Annotated in this window: 20 protein-coding genes; 11 read left to right on the top strand and 9 right to left on the bottom strand. The window is 67.5% G+C overall.

Annotated features, from left to right (window positions below; all coding sequences use genetic code 11):
• Positions 1-130 precede the first annotated feature (130 nt).
• The 3 genes from AB2U09_RS19920 to AB2U09_RS19910 are packed head-to-tail and all read right to left on the bottom strand — an operon-like array spanning position 131 to position 6,832.
• Positions 131-1,837: a bacterio-opsin activator domain-containing protein gene (locus AB2U09_RS19920; protein ID WP_459194494.1), complete on the bottom strand. Its 1,707-nt coding sequence runs from the start codon at positions 1,835-1,837 to the stop codon at positions 131-133.
• Positions 1,837-2,289, bottom strand: a complete 453-nt coding sequence (locus AB2U09_RS19915) for a response regulator (RefSeq protein WP_459194493.1) — start codon at positions 2,287-2,289, stop codon at positions 1,837-1,839. The genes AB2U09_RS19920 and AB2U09_RS19915 overlap by 1 nt, the downstream gene beginning before the upstream one ends.
• Entirely contained in the window at positions 2,282-6,832 is a 4,551-nt protein-coding gene (locus AB2U09_RS19910; protein WP_459194492.1) for a PAS domain S-box protein, read from the bottom strand. Before AB2U09_RS19910 ends, AB2U09_RS19915 begins: the two co-directional genes overlap by 8 nt.
• Positions 6,833-7,346: 514 nt before the next feature.
• On the opposite strand from AB2U09_RS19910, the gene AB2U09_RS19905 reads away from it, so the two are divergent.
• Complete coding sequence (locus tag AB2U09_RS19905; protein ID WP_459194491.1) at positions 7,347-7,706, top strand: DUF7344 domain-containing protein; 360 nt, start codon at positions 7,347-7,349, stop codon at positions 7,704-7,706.
• 78 nt (positions 7,707-7,784) lie between these two features.
• Here the strand turns inward: AB2U09_RS19905 and azf are convergent, their stop codons facing one another.
• The gene (gene azf / locus AB2U09_RS19900; RefSeq protein ID WP_459194490.1) at positions 7,785-8,555 is read right to left on the bottom strand and encodes an NAD-dependent glucose-6-phosphate dehydrogenase Azf; all 771 of its coding nucleotides are present in this window, start codon (positions 8,553-8,555) and stop codon (positions 7,785-7,787) included.
• 140 nt (positions 8,556-8,695) lie between these two features.
• Between azf and AB2U09_RS19895 the strand changes: the two genes are divergently transcribed.
• The 3 genes from AB2U09_RS19895 (at position 8,696) to AB2U09_RS19885 (ending at position 10,945) form a co-directional block, all read left to right on the top strand.
• Entirely contained in the window at positions 8,696-9,049 is a 354-nt protein-coding gene (locus AB2U09_RS19895; RefSeq protein WP_459194489.1) for a dihydroneopterin aldolase family protein, read from the top strand.
• Between the two features lie 63 nt (positions 9,050-9,112).
• Positions 9,113-10,300, top strand: a complete 1,188-nt coding sequence (locus AB2U09_RS19890; protein WP_459194488.1) for a DUF7544 domain-containing protein — start codon at positions 9,113-9,115, stop codon at positions 10,298-10,300.
• 144 nt (positions 10,301-10,444) lie between these two features.
• Entirely contained in the window at positions 10,445-10,945 is a 501-nt protein-coding gene (locus AB2U09_RS19885) for a DUF5790 family protein (protein ID WP_459194487.1), read from the top strand.
• Between the two features lie 43 nt (positions 10,946-10,988).
• Here AB2U09_RS19885 and AB2U09_RS19880 read toward each other — a convergent pair whose 3' ends face one another.
• The 3 genes from AB2U09_RS19880 to AB2U09_RS19870 all read right to left on the bottom strand — a co-directional run bounded on the left by AB2U09_RS19880 (position 10,989) and on the right by AB2U09_RS19870 (position 12,709).
• The gene (locus AB2U09_RS19880) at positions 10,989-11,765 is read right to left on the bottom strand and encodes a creatininase family protein (RefSeq protein WP_459194486.1); all 777 of its coding nucleotides are present in this window, start codon (positions 11,763-11,765) and stop codon (positions 10,989-10,991) included.
• A gap of 92 nt (positions 11,766-11,857) precedes the next feature.
• Positions 11,858-12,061, bottom strand: coding sequence for a hypothetical protein (locus tag AB2U09_RS19875; protein ID WP_459194485.1), 204 nt, complete (start codon positions 12,059-12,061; stop codon positions 11,858-11,860).
• Positions 12,062-12,175: 114 nt separating this feature from the next.
• The gene (locus AB2U09_RS19870) at positions 12,176-12,709 is read right to left on the bottom strand and encodes a DUF6789 family protein (RefSeq protein WP_459194484.1); all 534 of its coding nucleotides are present in this window, start codon (positions 12,707-12,709) and stop codon (positions 12,176-12,178) included.
• Positions 12,710-12,843: 134 nt separating this feature from the next.
• Between AB2U09_RS19870 and coxB the strand changes: the two genes are divergently transcribed.
• The 4 genes from coxB (at position 12,844) to AB2U09_RS19850 (ending at position 17,856) form a co-directional block, all read left to right on the top strand.
• The gene (gene coxB / locus AB2U09_RS19865; protein ID WP_459194483.1) at positions 12,844-13,707 is read left to right on the top strand and encodes a cytochrome c oxidase subunit II; all 864 of its coding nucleotides are present in this window, start codon (positions 12,844-12,846) and stop codon (positions 13,705-13,707) included.
• Positions 13,704-16,286, top strand: a complete 2,583-nt coding sequence (locus tag AB2U09_RS19860; protein ID WP_459194482.1) for a cbb3-type cytochrome c oxidase subunit I — start codon at positions 13,704-13,706, stop codon at positions 16,284-16,286. Before coxB ends, AB2U09_RS19860 begins: the two co-directional genes overlap by 4 nt.
• A 4-nt stretch (positions 16,287-16,290) precedes the next feature.
• On the top strand, positions 16,291-16,572 hold the full coding sequence (locus AB2U09_RS19855; RefSeq protein ID WP_459194481.1) for a cytochrome C oxidase subunit IV family protein: 282 nt from the start codon (positions 16,291-16,293) through the stop codon (positions 16,570-16,572).
• Positions 16,573-16,671: 99 nt separating this feature from the next.
• Positions 16,672-17,856 (top strand): LEA/WHy family protein, encoded by a 1,185-nt coding sequence (locus AB2U09_RS19850; RefSeq protein ID WP_459194480.1) that lies wholly within the window; start codon positions 16,672-16,674, stop codon positions 17,854-17,856.
• A gap of 501 nt (positions 17,857-18,357) precedes the next feature.
• On the opposite strand, the gene AB2U09_RS19845 is transcribed toward AB2U09_RS19850, so the two are convergent.
• Both AB2U09_RS19845 and AB2U09_RS19840 read right to left on the bottom strand, forming a co-directional pair.
• Entirely contained in the window at positions 18,358-19,056 is a 699-nt protein-coding gene (locus AB2U09_RS19845; protein ID WP_459194479.1) for a DUF7546 family protein, read from the bottom strand.
• Positions 19,057-19,059: 3 nt separating this feature from the next.
• Positions 19,060-19,503 (bottom strand): hypothetical protein, encoded by a 444-nt coding sequence (locus AB2U09_RS19840; RefSeq protein ID WP_459194478.1) that lies wholly within the window; start codon positions 19,501-19,503, stop codon positions 19,060-19,062.
• A gap of 159 nt (positions 19,504-19,662) precedes the next feature.
• On the opposite strand from AB2U09_RS19840, the gene AB2U09_RS19835 reads away from it, so the two are divergent.
• From AB2U09_RS19835 to AB2U09_RS19825, 3 genes are all read left to right on the top strand, one after another.
• The gene (locus AB2U09_RS19835; RefSeq protein WP_459194477.1) at positions 19,663-20,040 is read left to right on the top strand and encodes an Ig-like domain-containing protein; all 378 of its coding nucleotides are present in this window, start codon (positions 19,663-19,665) and stop codon (positions 20,038-20,040) included.
• Positions 20,041-20,171: 131 nt separating this feature from the next.
• Positions 20,172-21,005, top strand: a complete 834-nt coding sequence (locus tag AB2U09_RS19830; protein ID WP_459194476.1) for a DUF5806 family protein — start codon at positions 20,172-20,174, stop codon at positions 21,003-21,005.
• A 61-nt stretch (positions 21,006-21,066) separates the two neighbouring features.
• Positions 21,067-21,459, top strand: coding sequence for a hypothetical protein (locus tag AB2U09_RS19825; RefSeq protein ID WP_459194475.1), 393 nt, complete (start codon positions 21,067-21,069; stop codon positions 21,457-21,459).
• Positions 21,460-21,514: the final 55 nt, after the last annotated feature.

Below are 21,514 nucleotides of genomic sequence, written 5' to 3'. Positions count from 1 at the left end.
TTTCCGAGCCATACAGCCATCATACTGGGCTTTTCTGGTACGTATTCGATACGCATAGGACCGGGTAGTCCCGTCGGCCCCGGGTTGTCCATCTTCGGACGTGCGCGCACGAGGAATTCGGCCGCGCGAGTCACTCGGACTCGCGGTCGGACTCCAGGGGCGTCCACGAGGCCGAGTCGTCGTCTGACGCCTCGCCGTCGCGGAACAGCGCCTCGAAGAGTTTCCGCTCGGCGGCTCGCAGGTGCTGGGTGAACGTCGCGGGCGAGACGCCGAGGCGGTCGGCGACGTCCTCGCCGGTGGACGTGCGCGGCCAGTCGAAAAAGCCCGCGAAGACCGCCGTCTCGACCGCGGCGCGTTGCTTCTCGGTGAGCCGGTCGTCGATGACCGAAGCGGCGGTGTCGACGTCGGCGTCGTCGCGCTGGACGGTCCGCTGGGCGCGAGGGGTGGCGCCGGGGCAGTGGTCTTCGACGAGGTCGACCAGTTGGCGCTTGTCGCGCCCGCGTGGGAACCCGACGACGAATCGGAACTCCCCGCTGGCGACCGTCGCGCCGGATATCTGGCCGCCGTGGGTGGCGACGGCCGTCACCAGCGACGTGATGGCGTCGGTCACGAGTTCGAACCCAAGATCGTCGCCCTCCGAGGAGAGAAAGCGGAAGTCGCCGATCAGGTCCGCGCGCTCGAAGGCGTCGGCGAGTTCGTCCCGCGAGACGCCGTCGGCCTGCCCGTAGGCGACGACGCCCTCGTCGCTCCGGACGACCGTCTCGACGTCGATGGCGGCGTCGGTGCCCGCGGTGAGCGCAGTCAGTTCCCCGGCGACGCCCGTCGTCGTGAACTCCAGTTCGAGGACCTCGTCGCTCACCAGAGCGTCCCTGCGCTCGACGGCCGTGATCGCGTGGCCGATCACGTCCCCGAGCCGGCCGAGAACCTCGACTTCCGGGTCCGAAAAGGCGCTCGGCGACTCCGCGTAGACCACGAGCAGCCCGTAGAATAGATCCTCGTGGGCGATCGGGATCGCGGCGACAGACTCAAAGTCCCGGTCGCCGGCGATCTCGCGCCAGGGCTCGAACGACGGATCCGTCCGCACGTCCTGAACGACCTGGACCTCCCCGGTCCGGACGGCCGCGGCGGCCGGTCCCTCGGACCCGGAGTCGTCGAGGGAGATCGTGACGTCGTCGAGGTACCCCTCCTCGACGCCCGCGGACACCCGCGGTGTCACCTGGTCGGTCGAGCGGTTCACCTCGCCGATCCAGGCGAATCGGTAGGCGTCAGAGGCGACGAGGCGCTCGCAGACGGTCCGTTCGAGGTCCTCGCGGGCCTCCGTCGTGATGACGGCGTGGGTGACGTCCTGGCTGACGCGGTTGAGTCGGTTGAGCGCTTCCAGCTGTTCGAGCCGGCGGGCGCGCTCGCGCTCCTGTCGGTTGCGCTCGATCGCGTGGTGGATCGACCGCACCAGCAGGTCGCTCGTGACCTCGTCTTTGACGAGGTAGTCCTGGGCGCCGCGCTGGACCGCCTCGATCCCGACCTCCTCGTCGCGCAGCCCGGTGAGGACGACGATCGGGACGAACTCGGTCGCGTCGAGCACCGATTCGAGCGTGTCGAGTCCCGTGCTCTCGGGGAGCCCGAGGTCGAGCAGCAGCACGTCGGCACCGGACTCAGCGAGGGCGTCGAGGCCGTCCGTGAGCGTCGTCTCGTGGTGGAACTGCGAGCCGTCCGCGGCGCCGGCGTCGGCCTCGACGCGGCGACGGAGGTCGCCGGCCTCGCGGATCATCTCCTCGATGAGTCGGGCGTCGCCGGGGTTGTCCTCGATCAGGAGGACGTCGAGTTCGTCGCCCGGCATCACTCCACCTCGTCCGGCGGGAGCCGGACGACCTCGAGCCAGAACGCCCGGAAGCGTCTGACCGTCTCGATGAACTCGCTCGGGTCGACTGGTTTCGTGAGGTAGGCGTTGGCCTGTAGCTCGTACGACTGGACGACGTCTTCCTCGGCCTCCGAACTCGTCAGGATGATGACCGGGATACACGAGAGGTCGTCGTCGTCGCGGATCTCGGCGAGCACCTCCTCGCCGTTCTTGCGCGGGAGGTTCAGATCGAGCAGGACGATGTCGGGCCGCGGGGCGTCGGCGTGTTCCCCGCGCTGGTGCAGGAACTCGAGCGCTTCGACGCCGTCGGTCGTGACGTGGAGGGAGTTCGAGATGTTGCCCTCCTCGAAGGCTTCCCGCGTGAGGCGGACGTCGCCGGGGTTGTCCTCGACGAGCAGGATATCGGCCGAGGCGCCGGGTCGCTCACTCATTCTCGTCCTCCGGTGCCGGGAGCGTGAACGAAAAGGTTGCGCCTTCGCCCGGTCGGGAGTCGACCCAGATGTCGCCGCCGTGGCGCTCGATGACGCGCTCGCAGAGCGCGAGGCCGATGCCGGTCCCGTCGTAGCTCGAGCGGTCGTGCAGGCTCTGGAACACCTCGAAGGCGCGGTCGGCGTCGTCGGGGTCGATCCCGATTCCCTCGTCGCTGACCGAGATCTCCCACCAGTCGCCGGCCCGCTCGGCCGAGACCTCCACTCGCGGGCGGCCCTCGCCGCTGTACTCGATGGCGTTGTCCAGCAGGTTCTGGAACACCTGCCGTAACTGCCCGGGGTCGCCCTCGACCTGCGGCAGGTCCGCGACCGCAATCTCGGCGTTCGTCTCGGCGATCTTCATCCCGAGATCCTCGCGGGCCTCCGCGACCACCGCGTCGAGGGCAACCGGCTCGAAGGGGTCGCCCCGCGTCTCGACCCGGGAGTACTGGAGCAGCCCGTCGATCATCTCGCGCATCCGGTCGGCGCCGTCGACCGCGTACGCGATGAACTCCTCCCCCTCCTCGTCGAGTTCGTCCTCGTATCGGCGCTCGATCAGCTGGAGATAGCTGGAGACCATCCGCAGCGGCTCCTGCAGGTCGTGGGAGGCGGCGTAGGCGAACTGTTCCAGTCGCTCGTTGGACTCCTCGAGCATCTGCTCGTACTCGCGGCGCTCGGTGATGTCCTGCGCGAAGCTCAGTCCGGCGAAGATCTCGCCGTCGACGTTTCGCAGCGGCGTCGCCCAGACCCGCCAGTAGCGGCCGCCGAACTCGGTGGTCGTGTTCCCCGTTTCGCCCTCCTCCACGGCCGCCCGGAAGAGGGGTTCGAGATCGGCGACGGTGTGCTCGGGGAAGACGTCGGGCAGACGGCTGCCTTCGAGCACGTCCGCCGGGGGGAGTTCCGTGCCCATCTTGGCCCCCGCGGCGAGGGTGTACTCCAGATCGTCGTCGTACACGCCGACCGCGCCGTTGGGGAAGTGCTCGGCGAGCGTCCGGTAGCGCCGCTCGGACTCCCTGAGCGCCCGCTCGCGCTCCTTGCGCTCGGTGATGTCCTGGGCCATCGTCATGCCCGCGAAGACGTCGCCCCGTTCGTCGCTAATCGGCACCCCCCGGAGCACCCAGTCGCGGCCCTCGTACTCGAGTTCGACCGCCTCCTCACGGCCGTCGAGCGCGGCCTGGAAGGCCGGCTCGAGCGCTTCGGCCGTCTCCTCGGGCCAGACGTCGTAGAGCCGCTCGCCCTCCAGGTCCTCGGGATCGACCGGGATCCAGTCGAACCCCTGTCCGGCGGCCAGCGTGTACTCGAGGTCGTCGTCGAACAGCGTCACGATGCCGTTGGGGAAGTACTCGGCGAGCGTCCGGTAGCGCTGTTCGGACTGGGCGAGCCGTCGCTCGTACTCGCGGCGCTCGGTGACGTCGCGGTCGGAGACGATGATCGAGACGACGTTCCCGTCCTCGTCGGTGACCGGCCGGAAGTACCCCTCGAGCGTGTACTGCTGGCCGTCCGGCCGCGTGAGGTCGGCCTGGAAGTCGACGTATTCGCCGGCCGCGGCGCGCTCGGTCCACTCCCTGACGTCGGACTGGACGTCGTCACCCATCCCCCACCACGGCGTCTCCCAGAACAGGTCGCCGCGGACGTCCGCGAGGTCGGCGTCGATGTACTCCATCGCCGTCTCGTTGATGTCCACGACCGTCCCGTCCGGTTCCAGCAACCCGACGAGGATGTTCGGGTCCTCGAAGACCGCCTCGAAGCGCCGCTCGGTCTCCCGCAGTTCGCGTTCGCGCTCTTTCCTGTCTGTGACGTCCTGCACGACGCCGTCGAAGTACAGCTCGCCGTCTTCCTCCGTCGTGATCCCGGTCACGGAGATCCATATCTCCCTGCCGTCGAGCGTCTCCTGCCGTAACTCGAAGTCCTTGACGATTCCCTCCGCTTCGAGGCGTTCGCTCAGTTCCTCGCGCTTGGAGGGATCCGTGTAGAGGTCCCTGACCGGGACCTCCATCAGTTCCTCCCGCGAGTCGGCGCCGAAGATCCGCGCCAGCGCGTCGTTCATCTCGACGAACTCGCCGCCGGGTTCGGGCGTGTTGCGATAGACGCCGACGGGGAGGTTCTCGACGAGGCGCTCGTAGCGCTGGAGCTCCCGCTCGCGCTCCTTCCGCTCGGAAATGTCACGGACGACACCGACGCGGCGTTGCTCCGCCCCCGGCGTCGGGAGCATCGCGAACGTCGCCTCCGCCGGGATCCGCTCGCCATCGGCCGCCTCCATCTCCGCCTCGATGGACGCCATCTCGGTGGTCCCCTCCCGTAGCGCGGCCTCCTGTTCCCTCGCTTGCTCCTGGATGGACTCGTCGACGACCATCGAGACCTGTTCGCCGACCAGTTCCGTGGGTTCGTAGCCGAGCATCTCCGCGTAGGCGTCGTTGACCATCGTGAACTCCCCGTCCTCGTCGACGACGTACAGGCCGTCGTTGACGGCCTGGAAGATGGCCTCGTAGCGGCGCAACTCGCGCTCGCGCTCCTTGCGCTCGGAGGTATCGCGGACGACGCCGACGCGCTGTTGTGCCCCGTCGTCCGTTTCTAGCACCGCAAACGTCGCCTCGGCAGGGAGTCGCTCGCCGTCGGCGGTCTCCATTTCCGCCTCCAGCGCGGGGCCGTCCAGTTGCTCGTCGCGGTCGGCAGTCTCCTCCCGGCGCGCTCGCTCGACCACCTCCTCGTCGACGACCAGCGACGCGTGCTCGCCGACCAGTTCCTCGGGGTCGTAGCCGAGCATCTCCGCGTAGGCGTCGTTGACCATCGTGAACTTCCCGTCCTCGTCTTTGACGTAGATGCCGTCGTCGATGGTCTCGACGATGGTCTCGTAGCGGCGCAGTTCCTGCTCGCGCTCCTTGCGCTCGGTGATGTCGACCAGATAGCCGAGGTAGTGGTCCACCTCGCCGGCGTCGTCGCGGACGATCTTCGTGGTGTCTTTCACCCAGCGCACGTCGCCGTCGCTCGTCCGAACGCGGTAGGGCTCGTGGCTGAACCGGTCGGTCTGTCCGTCGGTGTGGGCCTCGACCTCCGCGGCGATGCGGTCGATCTCCTCGTCGAGCAGCAGGTCCGTGTACGGGACTTCGCCCGATTCGAGCGCCGACGGTTCGTAGCCGAGAATGTCGGTGACGTTCTCGGAGACGTACTCGACGGGCCACCCCTCTTCGTTGCGCCAGCGGAAGACGATCGCCGGGCCTTCCGCGAACATGTCCCGTTCCTCGGCGAGTCGGCGCTCGGCACGCACCTCCTCGGTGACGTCGATGACGACGCCCTCGAGTCCGGTAGTGTCGCCGACCCCCTCGGTCAGACGACCGCGCTCGCGCACCCACCGGATCTCTCCGTCGGCCGTCTCGATGCGATAGGTGACGAGGTACTGGCCGTCGTCGGCCAGCCCCTCCTGGATCTCCTCCCAGAGTCCCCCGCGGTCTTCCTCGACAACGACGTCCTCGCCGAACGATACCTCGCCGCGCTCCAGCGCGGCTGGGTCGTAGCCGGTGAGGTCGCGGGACCCATCACTGACGAACTCCATCGGCCAGCCGCGCTCGTTGCGACAGCGATACACCATCCCCGGGACGTTGCTCATCAGCGTCGAGAGTCGCTGTTCCTGCTCAGCGATGCGCCGCTCGCGCTCCTTGCGCTCGGTACTCTCCCGGAAGTACACCGACAGGCCGCTCTCGGAGGGGTAGGCCCGCACCTCGAACCACGCGTCGATCGGATCCGGGTAGTACTCCTCGAAGGTGACCGTCTCCTGCTCGTACATCGCCCGCTCGTAGTTCGGTTTGAACGCCCGGTCGGTCGCCTCCGGGAACCGATCCCAGACCTCCTCGCCGATCAGATCACGCCCCTCCGGGTTGATCAGCTCGTTCGCCCGCTCGTTGAGATAGGTGAACCGCCACTGCTCGTCGAGCGCGAAGAACCCGTCGGAGATGCGGCCGTAGACCTCCTCGAGCCGGCTGTGCGTCTCCGCGCGCTCGACGACCGACCCGACGACGTTGGCGACGTTCCGGACGAACGTCGCGTCGCCGTCGCAGAACTCCCGCTGGTCAGTCGCGTGGGCCCCCAGCACCCCCCACGGGTCCGTGGCCGGCCCGACGGTCACCGTGATGCCGCTGACGACGCCGCGCTCGACGAGAAAGTCGTCGCCGTCGAACCGCTCTTCGCCCGACAGCGATTCCACGACCACTGCCCCCTCCGCGTGGAGCGTGTAGCCGGTCTGTGAGTCGGTCTCGGCCGGGATCGTGACCGGATCGACTTCCCCCTCGGACCACCCTGCGCCCTCCCTGAGCGTGAACCGTTCGCCTTCGGGCCCGAGTTCGAACACCTCGCAGTAGTCGACGTCGAGCGTCTCCGTTACCGCCGTGACCGCGTCGTGCATCACCCTCTCGAGTTCGTCTGCATCCAGCGCCCGCCTCCCCAGGCCGGCCAGCGCCTCTTGCTGGCGGACGCGGCGCTGTAATTCGGCGTCACTCCGCGAAGAGGAACTCATGTAGCGGATCCAGACGTGCAGGGGCCGTAAGAATTCCGCCGTCGTCACCCCGCACGCCTCGAAGTCCCGAACTGCGAGCCAAGGCGAACGGGCGAACCTGACGCGGAGATCCACGGCTGCACGCCGCCCCAGTCCAGCTATTCAGGGATCGGTTCTGTGTCTCCGGTGAAACCGGCCGAACGCCTCGCGGGGACGAGGCCGGTCTCCATCGAAACCGACTGGAAAAACCACCGGCTCGGGTCCCACCGCTCGTCTACCCACCCAGTTACAGCCCCACTCGTCTGCGGTCCCGTGTCCCCGTTTTCGGCGCGTTCTACGCACTCTCTCGTCCGGTGTCACACGTTCACCGCTGTTCTATTCGCCACCGGTATGCGTCTCTCTCGGTACCGAACAGCGGCGTTATTCAGGCATTTCCAGCGTTTGTTCTCCAGTAGCGAGAGGCTTCGACGTATCAGCGAACGAGGACGGATCGTAGTGAGAAACTGTTTTTCCGACCGGGACGTCAACTTGTCCCATGCCACCGGCCGATTGCTACCCGGACACAGCGGAGGCGGTCGACGAGGTCTTCGACGTGCTACGCCATCATCTCCGTCGGGAGGTCATCAACTACTTCGAGAACGCCGTCGACGAGCCCGCCTCGAACACCGAGGAAATCGCGGGTCACATCGATTCCCGGCTGCCCGATCACGTCGACGGCCCCCTGCCGGATCGAGACCGGACGGAGATCCACACGGCACTCGTCCACGTCCACCTCCCGAAACTCGAATCGGCCGACTGGGTCGAGTTCGACCAGCGAAGCGGAGAAGTCAGATACCGCGGCCGCGACTCGGCGCCGGAACTGGTCGAGAAGGTTCAGACGATCTTCGACGAATAGCCGTGCCAGCAGAGTGACGTTGTACGGAACCGAGGCCGGTGGCCGATCTATCGAGGTGGATACCGTCGCGTGGGCGTCTCAGTCTTCCGCAGCGACCTTCTCGTCGCCGTCCCACTCGGCGGAGTTGTCCTGCGGGTCGTAGCCGAGTACCTCGCGGGCGCGCTCGATGGAGTAGTACTTGCGGTCGTTGTCCGAGATGCCGTAGACGATCTCGAAGCCGTAGTCGGCTTCCAGCGCGCAGCGGTGGATACGCGCGCAGTCGGGGTAGGAGAGCCACATCGCCTGCCCGCGCTCGTAGTCGATGGGCGGGTGGCCCTTCGTGAGGTTCCCGATGCGGATGTTGCAGACGGAGATGCCGTACTCGTCGTGGTAGTAGCGGCCGAGGATCTCGCCGGTTGCCTTCGAGACGCCGTAGTGGTTGCCCGGACGGGGGAACTCGGTCCCGTCGAGGCGGAACTCGTCGTGACTGCGGTACATCTCGGGCGTTCGCTCGTCGGTCTCGTAGTGGCCGACGGCGTGGTTCGAGGAGGCGTAGACGAACTTCTCGACGCCCTCCTCGATGGCCGCCTCGTACATCTTCTGGGTGCCGTCGATGTTGTTCGTGAGCACCGAGGACCACGGCGCGCTCGGTCGCGGGTCGCCAGCGAGGTGGATGACCGCGCCGACGCCCTCCATCGCCTCGGCGACGGTGTCCTCGTCGGTCACGTCGCCGATGAGGTACTCGTGGTCCGGTTCCTCGTCCGGCGGGCTGTGGAGGAGGAGTTTCCACTCGTACTCGTCTTCGAGCCCCCGTAGCACGGCCTGCCCAACGCGTCCGCCCGCCCCAGTGAGTAAGACCGGCTCGTCCATTCAGGTGAATCCTTGCGACCGGTCAGTAAGTAAGGTACGGTTCCGTGCGCCGGATGTCACACTGACGACAGGTGAGGAGACACCGATCGGTCGACGCGCCGAGCCGACACTGATTACAGCGCGGCGCTTCAGCGGCTGGTATGGATCCCACCGACGCCCAGACCGCCTGCTTCGAGGCGGGCATCAAGTTCGGGTCGCTGTACCACCAGTTCGCCGGCACGCCCGTCAGCCCCGCGAGCGCGGACAGCCTCGCCCGTGCGATGGAGGAAGCGATCGAGAACCAGCCTCACTGCGAGTCGGTCACCGTCGACGTGCTGACCGGGGAACTCGACGCCGAACTCGGCGAGTCGGCCGCCGATTACACCGAACTAACCGGCCGGTTCCTCGACGTCGAGATGGTCATCGACTACGAGGGCCACGAGGTCCGGACGCGCATGGACATGCAGGACGGCTATCCGCTCATGCGCGTCGAGGACGTTCGCTCGGGCGAGTGACGCCCCGTCCGGCCGACGGACCGACCACGAAAGATATGTAATAGGGCGGACAAGGGGCCGGGTATGTCCCTCGCTGCCCTGGACGACCTCGGTGACGCCATCGAGGCGACGAAGCGGTTCCTCACGCCGTTCGACCGCGTGCGCTGGTTCCGGCTGGCAGTGGTGATGTTCTTCGTCGGCGGCGCCGGGTTCTCGGCGCCCGGGTTCCCCGGGTTCGGCGGTGGCGGCGGGGGCTCCGATCCCGTCGAACCGACGCCCGGCGGTCCCGGCCCCGACATCACGCCCCAGATTACGCCGGAACTGATCGCCCTGATACTCGGCGTCGTCGTGGTCGGCCTCCTCGCCTTTCTCCTGTATTCCATCGCGGGCGCGACGATGGAGTTCGTCTTCGTCGGCTCGCTGCGCGACGAGGAGGTCCGACTCCGGCGGAACTTCAAACGGTACTGGCGTCGGGGTGCTCGCCTGTTCGCCTTCCGCTTTCTCACCGGGACGCTGACCACCGGGGCGGCCGTGGGCGTCCTGCTCGGTGTCGGCACCGCGATGAGCGGGTGGCCGCCGATGCAGTGGAGCGATAGCACGATCCTGGCCGTCATCCTGCTGGCGATCCCGGTCTTCCTCCTGCTTGCGGTCGTGGTCGGGACGCTCCTGGGGTTCACGACGATGTTCGTCGTCCCGGTAATGCTCAAAGAGGACCGCGGCGTGATCGGCGCGTGGCGTCGGTTCTGGCCCACGCTCGTCGGGAACCTCTTCGAGTTCCTCGCGTACCTGATCGTGAGCTTCCTGGTGAGCATCGCGGTGAGCATGGCGGTCGGGTTCCTCGTCGTCCTCGCGGCCATCGCGCTGGCGGTCCCGTTCCTCGTCGTCGGCGTGCCGCTGGCGCTGGTACTCGGTTTCTCCGGCGCCGGCGGACTGGTCGTCGTCGTGCTCGTGTTGGCCTATCTGGTCCTGCTGTTCGTCGTCGGGTTGCTCGTCCAGGTGCCCTTCCAGACGTTCTACCGCTACTACGCGCTGCTCGTGCTCGGCGACATCGAGGAGTCGTTCGACGTGATCCCCGAGACTCGCCGTGCCGTGCGCGCCGACGGCGGGAACGACGATGGGAACGATGGTGTTGGTTCCCCCGACGTCAGCGGCGGCGGAAGCGGCCCGGACGATCCCGGAACCGGCGGAACGGACGCGACCGCGGACGAGGAGACCGACCCCGACTGGAACGTCGGGCGCGACGAGTGGGGCGACCGCGACGACCGGTCGTGAGGAGCGGCCACGGGGAGATCGATAGCGGCCGATCGTAACTGATCGGCCCCGACCACAGTATCGGCGCTTTCAGCCCTCAAAAGACGGTTTTTCACTTTCAGTTTCAGGCGTGTTTTTAAACCGTCGGGGGCCGAAGGGGGAGACATGAGTCAAGCGACGCTCGACAACGACGAGCTCTTCGAGGACGCGGCGAACGAGATGCGCGAGGACGTCGAGGCGAGCCTCGACGAGGCCCGCGAGGCGCTGCCCGACGCCGACGGCATCTGGGACGTCGACGCCGACAACACGCTGGGCGTGCTCAACGCGCTGCGGTCGGCGCTCGACGTCGAGGACGCCGAGGACCACCTGGTCGACGCCAAGAAGTGGTACACGATGGGCGAGCGCGCCGACGCCTTCGAGGACGCCGAGGACCTCGCCGAAGAGATCGAGGCCGTCGAGGAGGTCCTCGACGACGTGACCGAGGCCCACGACCAGGTCAGCGACCTCGCGAGCACGGTCCCGCAGCTCCGGAGCGCGCTGGAGGAGTTCGGCGAGGCGGACGACGATGCGGAGACAGACGAGGAAGCGGACGCCGAGGCGGACGAGGAGGCCGAAGAAGAGGCCGACACCGACGCGGACGCCGACGAGGCCGAAGCGGAAGCCTGACTGACGGACCAGCGCGGTTCGCGCCTCGCTGGGCCGTCCAGCCTCAGCGGTCGGCCGATCGCTCGCGCGCCGCGATCCGGTCGAGCAGCGTCGCTACCTTTTCAGCCGCCCGTTCGTGGAGCCACGCGCCGAGCTCCGCGGTCCCTCCGCGCGGGTCGCCCACCGCTCCGTTCTCGGAGAACTCCGACGAGTCGTAGGCGAGGTTCGTCCCAGCGACCCACTCGCCCCAGCCGTCGGCGGCGCCGGCCGCCGCGTCGTCGAGGCGGTCCTCGCGGATCAGGTCGGGGGCGACCGCCCGCACGAGCGCCGTCTCGACCGGGCCGCCGTGGCCCATGGCGATCTCGTCGAGGTCGACCGGCGGCGCGTCGGGGTCGCCGGTCCAGTCGCGGTCGAGCGGGACGGCGTCGAACCACGTGAACGGGGCGGCGTAGGCGTCGTCGTGGCGGGTGACGCGTCCGCAGACCTCGCGGAGCGCCGCGACGTTGCCGCCGTGGCCGTTGACGACGACGACGCGGTCCCAGCCGTGGTGGGAGAGACTCTGGATCGTTTCGCGGACGTAGTCGCGAAAGGTGTCCTCGCTGACCCAGAGCGTGCCCGCGAAGTGGCGGTGTTCCTCGGCGACGCCGACGGGGATCGGCGGGGCGACGACGACCTCGCCGTCGTAGGCGTCGGCGCCGGCGTCGGCGACGGCTTCGGCGGTCAGCGCGTCCGTCCCGAGGGGCGCGTGCGGGCCGTGCTGTTCCGTGCTCCCGACGGGCAGGAGCGCGAGATCCGTCTCGACCGCGTCGGCGTCGGTCCACGTCGACTCCGAGAGATGCATATCGGCCACTCGCGCGGCCGGCGGTTAAGCGGTGCGCACGACAGCCAGCGGACGTGACGAACCGAGGGTATCAGCCGATGCGCCGCGACCCGTCACTCGGTGCGCCACGCGTCAGGTTCGACGCCGAGGGACGTGACGATCGGTCGATAGACCGCGACGATGACGACGATGACGGCGAGTTCGGCCCAGAACCCGAGCTCGACGAAGTTGCGGAGCGCGGCCAGGACGACCGTCACCACGACGAGAATGACGACGTAGTGGGCGGCGAGTTCGAGGAGGTCCCGTTTGTCTACCATGCCGGACGTAGAGCGCCGCCGCACAAAAACGGTCGTATCGGTCGCTGGCGGCCGCTCGGCGCTGATCGCGAGGTCTCGACGGACCGCATCTCCCGGACCCGGACGGATCTGAGGTCAGACGAGCGTGTCGGGCCGGGTCGCGAGGTACTCGAAGACGGCGCCGAGCCCGAGCCCGTACACCCAGTGTGCGACGAGGGTGACCGCGAGGTAGCCGACGAGGGCGAGACCGGTGTAGCCGTCGTAGAACGCGAAGACGAACCCGGTCCACAGCGCCGTCCCGAAGGCGATCCCGTGGATGGGGTCGCGGGCGCCCGGGAGGTACTCCTTCAGGGAGGCGAACAGCAGCGGCCAGGGGAACATCCCGGCGAGGACGAAGATGACGTAGCCGGCGGTCACCTCGGGGAAGACGCCGTCGAGACCGACCATCTGGGTCACGGTCGCGAACGACGAGCGCGTGAAGACGCCGAACGACTCGCCGATGAGCAACACGACCGTCATCAGCGTCGTCCCGACCAGCCCCCCCGCTGCGCCGATGACGCCGTCCGCGACGATGCCGAACAGCCGATCGTAGTCGTCGTCCCTGACCGCCGGGTCCTCGAACCGCTCTTCCTCCGTAGTCCGATCGTCGAGCTCGCGTGTGTCTGCCATGGTATCACGTACCACTTGGCCGGGGAAAAACCCTCGGCAGATAGGGTACGATCCGAACCTGTTCGCCTCACTGAAAGAGGTACGTGCCAACTTCCCCCAAACGATAAGACCGGGAGAGTCGTTGGTGATCGAATATGGAAGAATCCGGTGGACACGCGGTCGGCGACGCCGTGCTCGCTGGCACCAGCGGGATCAGGGCGCCAGCGGAGGTGTTCAACAGCATCTTCGTCGTGTTCCTGGGGCTGGGAACCCTGGTCGGGGTCGTCGTCATCTCGTACACGTTGTACAACGCGTACAAGTACCGGTATCGCGAGGACGAAGACCCCGCACCGGACGTCGACCGGCCGGAACTCGGGGAGCTTCCCGAGGGCGGAGGCAAGGGCAAGAAACTGTTCCTCTCGTTCGGCATCAGCGCACTCATCGTCCTCTCGCTGGTCATCTGGACGTACGCGTCGCTGCTGTACGTCGAGGGGAAGCCGGCGGAGATCCGGGAGAACGGCGGCGAGATGATCACTATCGACGTCGAAGGGTTCCGCTTCGGCTGGCAGTTCACCTACCCGAACGGCGCCCAGACGAACACGCTCCGGGTGCCGAACGGGACGGCGGTCAACCTCTCGGTGACCTCCCGGGACGTGTTCCACAACTTCGGGATCCCGGAGTTGCGCGCGAAGGCCGACGCCATCCCTGGCCAGACCACGAACGCGTGGTTCGTCGCCAACGAGACGGGCACCTACACCGCGAACTGCTACGAGATCTGCGGCGAGGGCCACTCCGGGATGACCGCCGACGTCGTCGTGATGGAGGCCGACGCCTTCGAGGAGTGGTACGCTGACACCGAAGCCAGCAACGAGACCGCCGGAACGGACGCCGCGAACGGCACCCAGACCGCCACGGGCGATGGCGGGCATGCGCTCGCCCCCGACCGCACGCGCGCTCTCGGGGCGGGGACAGTCGACGCGCCAGAAGTCGGACCAGACCGCGTCGGAGGAACGCCATGAGCCACGGGGAAGCCGGTGGTCACGACTTCCCGCCGAAGAGTTCGATCCGGCGCTGGTTCGTCACGACCAACCACAAGGACATCGGCGTCCTCTACACGATCACCGCCCTCTTCTTCCTCGTGCTGGGCGGCGTACTCGCCTTGCTGATGCGCGTCCAGTTGTGGGGACCGGGCGAGAGTATCCTCAGCGCCGGCGCGTACAACCAGGCCGTCTCCGCACACGGCCTGTTGATGGTCTTCTGGTTCATCTCCCCGTTCGCCTTCGGTTTCGCCAACTACTTCGTCCCGCTGCAGATCGGAGCCGACGACCTGGCGTTCCCGCGGCTGAACGCGATGAGCTACTGGGCGTACCTCTTCTCGGGGCTGCTGTTCGTCGCCTCCTTCTTCCAGGGGAGCACCTTCGCCGGCGGCTGGACGATGTACGCCCCGCTGAACGTGCCGACCTACATGCCCAACGTCGGCGGGACGACGGTCGTGCTCGCGCTCATCATGTTCATCGCCGCGGTGACGATGGGGTCGGTCAACTTCCTGACGACGATGTACCGGATGCGCGCCGAGGGACTGCGGATGCGCGACCTGCCGATGTTCTCGATGTCCATCCTGCTGACGGTGTGGATGATGCTGTTCGCCTTCGCCGCGCTGCTGGCGGCGCTTTTGATCCTCGGCGCCCAGCGGCTGTTCGGCGTCACCTACTTCACCGCCGACGGCGGGACGCTGCTGTGGACGCACCTGTTCTGGTTCTTCGGCCACCCGGAGGTGTACATCGTCTTCTTCCCGGCGCTGGGCATCATGGCCGAGTGCTTCCAGACGTTCACCGGCCAGCGGCTCGTCGGGCGCAAGTGGTTCGTCCTCGCGATGGTGCTGGTCGCGCTCCAGAGCTTCGTCGTCTGGATGCACCACATGTTCCTGACCGGGATCAACCTTGAGATCAAGACGCTGTTCATGGTCACGACCATCGGCATCTCGCTTCCCTTCGACCTGATGGTCTTCTCGCTGATCTACACGATGATCAAGGGCCGCATCCGCTTTACGACGCCGTTCCTGTTCTCGCTGGGCGCGCTAATCTTGTTCATCATCGGCGGGATCACCGGCGTGTTCCTCGGCGCGGTCGTCCTCGACTACGAGTTCCGCGGCACCTACTGGGTCGTCGCGCACTTCCACTACGTGATGGTCGGCGGCGCGACGGGGCTGTTCGCGGGCATCTATTACTGGTTCCCGAAGATGACCGGCCGGATGTACGACGAGTTCCTCGGCAAGCTCCACTTCGGCCTGTACTTCGTCGGGTTCAACCTGCTCTACTTCCCGATGTTCGGCGCGTGGGAGACGCCGCGGCGCGTGTTCGACTACGCGCCCGGCCTCTCGGGCTGGCACCAGGTCGCGACGATCGGCGGGTTCCTGCTCGGCGCCTCGTTCCTCGTCATGTTCTACAACCTGTTCAAGAGCGTGGCCGTCGGCGAGGAGGTCGGGGACCAGCCGTGGGAGTACGCCACCACCGCGGAGTGGGCCGTCTCCTCGCCGCCGCCGCTGGAGAACTTCCCGGGCAAGCCGAGCTACGCGAGCGGGAAACTCACCTTCCGCGACGCGCCGGAACTGACCGCCGACGGCAGCGGCGACGGCGAGCCCGCGAATCGTCCGTCGGCCGACGACGCCACCACGACAGACGGCGGCACCACGACCGACGGTGGCGTCCGGGCCGAGGGCGCGACCACCGGAAGCGGCGGGGCACTGGTCACCGGACCCGACGCCGTCACCCCGAGCGCGACCGGCGGCGCGACGGCCCACGCCGGGGAAGAACACGCCGACCACGCGAGCGTGTGGCCGTTCGTGATCGGGCTGGCCGGCTTCCTCGCGTTCCTCGGCGTCTCGGGCATCAACGACGGCGGGGCCTACTACTGGCTGACCGGGGCTGGCGGCGTCCTCAGCGCCGTCGGGTTCGTCGGCCTCGCCCGCGAGCCGTTCCACGTGCCCGAGCCGACGGTCGCCGAGCAGTGGCCCTTCGAGGGCGTCGAGAACATGAAACTCGGGATGTGGACGTTCCTGGCCTCCGACGTGGTGCTGTTCGGGGGCTTCATCGGCTCGTACCTGTTCCTGCGGGTCGCCAACGGCTGGATGCACTGGCACCACGCGTTCATCCCGGAGGAACACGTCGTCATGCCCGGCCTGATCAACACCTACCTGCTGCTGGCGAGCAGTTTCGCGGTCGTGCTCGCGCTGGTCGCCGCGCACAGAAACAGCAGCCGGGGCGTCGTCGCGGCCCTCTCGGCGACGTGGCTGCTCGGCGTCGGCTTCCTGATCAACAAGGGACTGGAGTGGCAGCACCTGTTCCACGTCTCGTCGGAGGCGTTCCCGAACGGCTGGGACGTGGGGACGAACGTCGCCTCGTCGACGTTCTACCTGACGACCGGGCTGCACGGCGCCCACGTCATCGTCGGGCTGATCATGCTCACGTACATGATCCCGCGGGCGATGAACGGGGCCTACCTCGGCGACGACGAGACGTCGATCGAGTACTTCGGGCTGTACTGGCACTTCGTGGACATCGTGTGGCTGTTCCTGTTCCCGCTGTTCTACATCCTGTGAAACAATGGCACGATTCAAGCTGTACTCGGCGATATTCGTGGTACTGATGGCCCTGTCGACCACGCAGGCGCTCGTCGAGCGGACGGGCATGGTCGACTTCGGGAACCCGAACACCTACTGGACGGCCTTCGGGATCATCCTCGTCCTGTCGTTCGTCAAGGCGACGTTCGTGGCCACCTACTACATGCACCTCCGGTGGGAGCCCCGGTCGGTCACCTACCTGATGCTCGGTGGCCTGTTCGTCGCGCTCGCGCTCACCACCGCCGCGGCCTACTCCATCCTGTAGCCCGCGAGCGGCCCTGCCAGCGACTCCTGTCACTCGGCCGAACCAGTTCGGGCCTGATCGCCAGCGTTTATCCCGTCGACGGCAACTGTCTCGACAGTCATGTCAGAGGCCGGTTCACCGAGCCCGGGATCGGGCGGAACGAACGGGGGAAGCGGCGGGTCGCGGCTGGGGGCGCTCGTCGCCACCTGGCCCCGGAAGGTCGGGGTCGCGCTGATCGCGCTCGTCGGGGTAGTGATCGTCCTCTACCTGCTGGGGATCGTCGGGGCGCCGTCGGCCGGACTGGTCGACCGCGGCGACTGGGGGGAAGTGAACGACGAGCGCACGGAGATCGTCACGACCGTCTGGGTCGACAACCCGAACCCCGTCGGCGTCTCGCTGGGTAACGCCGTTACCGCGGAGTACGACCTCGTCCTCAACGACGTCCTGCTCGCGGAGGGTGAGAAGTCGGACATCGAAGTACCGAAGGGCAACAGCACGACCGAACTGCGGACGGAGGTCGTCAACGACCGGCTGTCGAACTGGTGGGTCTCGTTCATCCGGGCCGACGAGACAGTCCACCTCGACGCGAACGCGACCGTGAACGTGAACACGCCGGTCGGGACGGTTCCCTACGACGTCCACCGCCAGCGGACGATGCTCGACGATTCGACGCCGGTCATCGACGCGCTGTCGGCGTCGGTCAACGAGACCACCGGGAGCTACACCGAGTCCGCAAGCGCGAGCAGCGTCGACGACTCCTTGCTCGGCGACTCGCTGGGCGACAGCGACACCGTGACGGTCGGCTACGAGGTCCAGCGCGGCTGGGCGACGTGGGGAGAGGTGACCGAGAACGAGACGACCGTGCAGTTCCACATGCGCGTGCACAACCCCGGTGACGTCCCGGTCGCGGCCGCACCGGACGGGGTCGGCGTCAGCGTCGATATGAACGACGTGCGCACCTTCGAGGCCGAGAGCGGCGAGCTCTCGACCGACAGCATCGGCGCCGACACCGTGATCCCGCCCGGCGAGACGCGGGAGATCACCTACACCGTGACCATGGACAACGAGAAAGTCGACGACTGGTTCACCAGCCACGTCCGCGCGGACGCCGGCCCCGGAGCCGAGGCAACCGCGGTGAGCGCCCACTTCCAGGTCGTCTTCGAGAACCCCGCCACCGGCAGTGAGTTCCGCTTCCCGCGTGACTCGCCTGTCACCTACGACTGCTCGTTCCAGACCGCCATCCTCGTCGACGGTCAGAACAGCACGTCGACCTGCGAACCGCCGACCGTCCCGTCCGCGAACTGAGAGCGGCGTTCGGATTTCAAAGCCCGGTTAACATTCTACAGTGGCGCGCGCTGTCGAGCGGTGCGAGGCGCGACTTGGGAGCGCCTCGATGCGAACGGCTCTGCCGTGAGCGTACCCGCCTCGTGGCGGGCCGCTCGAAATAGTCGTGCGAGGTCTTCGCGAGCATTGTGAGCGAAGGCTCGTCAGCGCTTGCTCTGACGGTGGATGAGCGACCGCAGAGAGCGAATCGGCTGGGGAGGCGTGTGGCTGTCTGCGGTGCTGTGCGGGTACGGTTCCTGGCGTTCGCGCGGGCTCGGGAGAGCTTTGCTCTCCCGGTGGACTGAAAGGGCGAGGCGGGCTCGCGTGCAGTTCAGTCGGCTGAGCGGGCACTATCCGCGCGGGCGGTGCCGAGAGCGCAGATATCCCGTCTCAGCGACCGCGAGCACGTCGAGGGCTTTCATCTCTCAGTAGTTCTTGCGTTAGTCTCTCCAGCTCAAGCCCTAGCGCACGTCGTATCCACACTCACTCCCCACGCCGCTCAATCACGAACGACGGGAAGCCGGGTCGCCAGTACAACAGGGCGACCGAGGCGAGAAACGCGACAGTCGAGACGTCGACCGAATACGCGACCGCCGTCGACATGAGAGTGACCCAGCTTCCGAGAAATCCGGTCGCGAAGGAGGCGAGGATGGGAAACGAGCAACTGAGACAGGAGACGAACCCGAGCGCGCCCGAGGCGACGACGCCGCTGGCGTCGAGGACGGCGGCGTACACGAGGTAGGTCAGTCCGAGGTAGCCGATCACCCGGTAGGGGACGAACGAGACGAAGAAGACGCGGGTGATGAGCCGCACCCGACCCCAGCCGGGCGAGCCGGCGCCGACGCTCAGTCCGAGGACGCCCTCTGGAATGGGATGGTGGCCGCCGACGGTCAGCCCCACCAGTCCGGCCCAGTTGGCGAGCAGGAGGAAATACGCCGCGGCGAGAATCCCGGCCACCAGGTGGCGACGGCGCGACGCCGCGGGAATCGGGGTCCGGTAGGCGGCGACGAGGACGGCGTTGATCCAGACGAACGGATAGAGGACGTATCGAGGGACAGTCACGTCGCCGGGGGTGGCGAGGAAGTAGCCGGCGACGAGGACGCCTTCGAGCGCGACGGCTGCGGCCAGCGGGGCGGTCCCGGTCGGCCACGGCCACGTGGTATCCCGGGTCGAGTGGGCCATCGGTCAGCTCGTGACGAGCACGACGGTGATCGTGAGGACGACGAGCATCCCCGTCGCTGCGGCGCTGCCGGCCGCGGCCTGCGCGCTCGGGCGGCCGTGCTCGCGCAGCGCGACGTAGACGCCGACCACCAGGAAGGAGGCGACGAGCGCCACGACCGCACCGATGACTGCCGGGCCGGTGATCGCGCCGCCGGCGTAGGCCATCGCGCCCGCGAGGAACCCGAGGACGAGGACGACGTACGCGGCCGTCCACGTGCTCGTTCGCCCAGCGATCTGCGCGGCGCCGCTCGTCGGTCCTCCCGCGGCCAACTCGCGGTAGGAGAGCCGGGGCGCGTAGTGGTGCCACGGGCGCGAGCGCAGTGACAGGACGACCACGCCCATCCCCAGGAGTGCCGTCACGAGCGAAATCACGAGGTAGGCCGTGTCGACCATGGTACGTGTCTGCATACCACTTCCCCGCCAACAATAATAATAATTCGTGTTCGATGGAGTGAGTCCGGTACTGTTGCCGAGCGGATCTGTAGTGGAGGTCGACTCTGTCTTCGGAGTTTCCGGGCGAAGTAGCGGCAGAAAGTACTTGCGACCCACCTGAGATATCGGAGACGTATGCCCTCTCGACGACGGATGCTCCGGCTCGCCGGAGCGACGGCGACCATCGGTTCGATTACCGGTTGCCTCGGCGGGGGCAACGGGGGAAGCGTCGGCGTCCGTATCGAGAACAGGAACGACCAGCAGCGTACCGTCGACGTCACGTTCGAGACCGAGAGTGAGACCGTATTCAGCGATCAGTACGCGGTCCCCGCGGACGAGGAGACCGCGATCTCCGACGTCGTGAACGCGGGCGAGTATCTGGTGACGGCCGAACTGGACGCTTCGAACACGGCGACAGTCGACTTCGCGATGAGCGGCTGTGACTCGAATTCGGTCTTCGTCGCCATCCACGAGGACGGCGAACTGGAGGCGGGCATTCTGGACGAGTGCTGAGCCGACGCTAATCGGTTCGAAAGCGGATCTGGCGCTACCCCTCCCCGTGGATCCCCGAAGGAGCGGCGACGCCGGGACGGTGCGAGCGCGACGCCGACACGCTTTTTCGGGGCGCCGACAGAGTGGAGAGCATGACAGACGGACCGGCGACGGGCGAGGGCGAGGAGGCCACGGACCGGGAGTCGCCCGACCCCGAAGGTCGAACGGACGCCGACGGGGCGAGCGATACCGACCGCGGCGATACTGATGAGCAAGCGGCCGGCGAGGACACCACAGCGGGCGCCACGACCGACGAGGGCGCGGCAGACACCACGGCGGAGACCGCCGTAGAGAACGCGGCGGACACCGCTGAAGGCGGCGCGGCGGACACCACCGAAGACGACGCGACTACCGACGCACAACCGGCTGATGGCCCCGACGACGCCCCGAGTTCCGACCTCCCGCCGGACGTCCAGAAGTACGACCGCTTCAAGAAAATCGACGGCGGGACCTACGACCGCGCCAACGACTTCCTGCGCGACCGCACCTACATCACGGCCCGCGAGTGGGCCATCGCGCGCCTCTGCGCGGACTTCCGGACGGAGACCGGCGTCGAGATGACGAAGATCGGCGAGAACCTGCCGGAACTCGTCCCGTTCATGACCGACACCTACACCCCGCAGGCGGTCAACCAGGCCCGCGCCTCCTTCGAGGAGAAGGTCCGGAAGGCCGGCGCGACCTTCCTCTACGGCGCGATGTGCGACTTCTTCACCGCGGAGGAGCTCGACGACGTGATGTACGAGGCGACCGAGGTCGCGAAGTTCCTCCTCGAAGTCGAGGGCGTCGAGCTCTCCGTCGAGGAAGAGCTGGAAGCCGAAGACGAGATCTCCGAGGTCATGCGCGAGGTGCGCGAGAACTCCTCCGCGCTGCGTCACGACGAGGTGACCTGTCCGGAGTGCGGTCACGACATCGAAGCCGACCAGTAAGCGGACCGGCATCCGATCGGGACCGAAAGCCTATCACACCGGCCGAGGAACGATTTTGCGAATGATAGGTGGATCAGTCCGGTCGGTGATCTGGGGAGACCTCTTCGTCGGGACGATGGCGATCATCGCGGGCGCCCTCTCTGCGGTGGGCGTCAGGATCACCGCCGACCAGTGGTGGATCGGCGTCGCTGCGACCGCACTCACGGCGGCGCTCATGGCCGCTTCCGACCGCAGTCGGACCGGCCTCTGGGTGCTGGTCGGCGTCGGCATGCTGGCCATGGCCGGCATCGTCTGGAGCGCGGCGAGCGACGGTATCCCGAGGGCTATCCTGCCGCTCGGGATGATCGGCCTGGGTGCCGGGACGGTGCTCAACCGACTGGTCTTCGGCGTCGTCCGCAGCGTTCCGGACGCGCGACTCGCCCGGCAGGGCGGTCTCGGCGGCTCGCAGTCCTGAGTGGAGTCGGATCCCGGCTGCCGACCACTTTATTTACCGGGCGGTTGACGAGACC

The sequence above is a fragment of the Halosimplex yunnanense genome, from assembly GCF_054504345.1.
The sequence above is the reverse complement of the archived record's forward strand: the minus strand, read 5'-3'. Positions and strand labels throughout refer to the sequence as shown.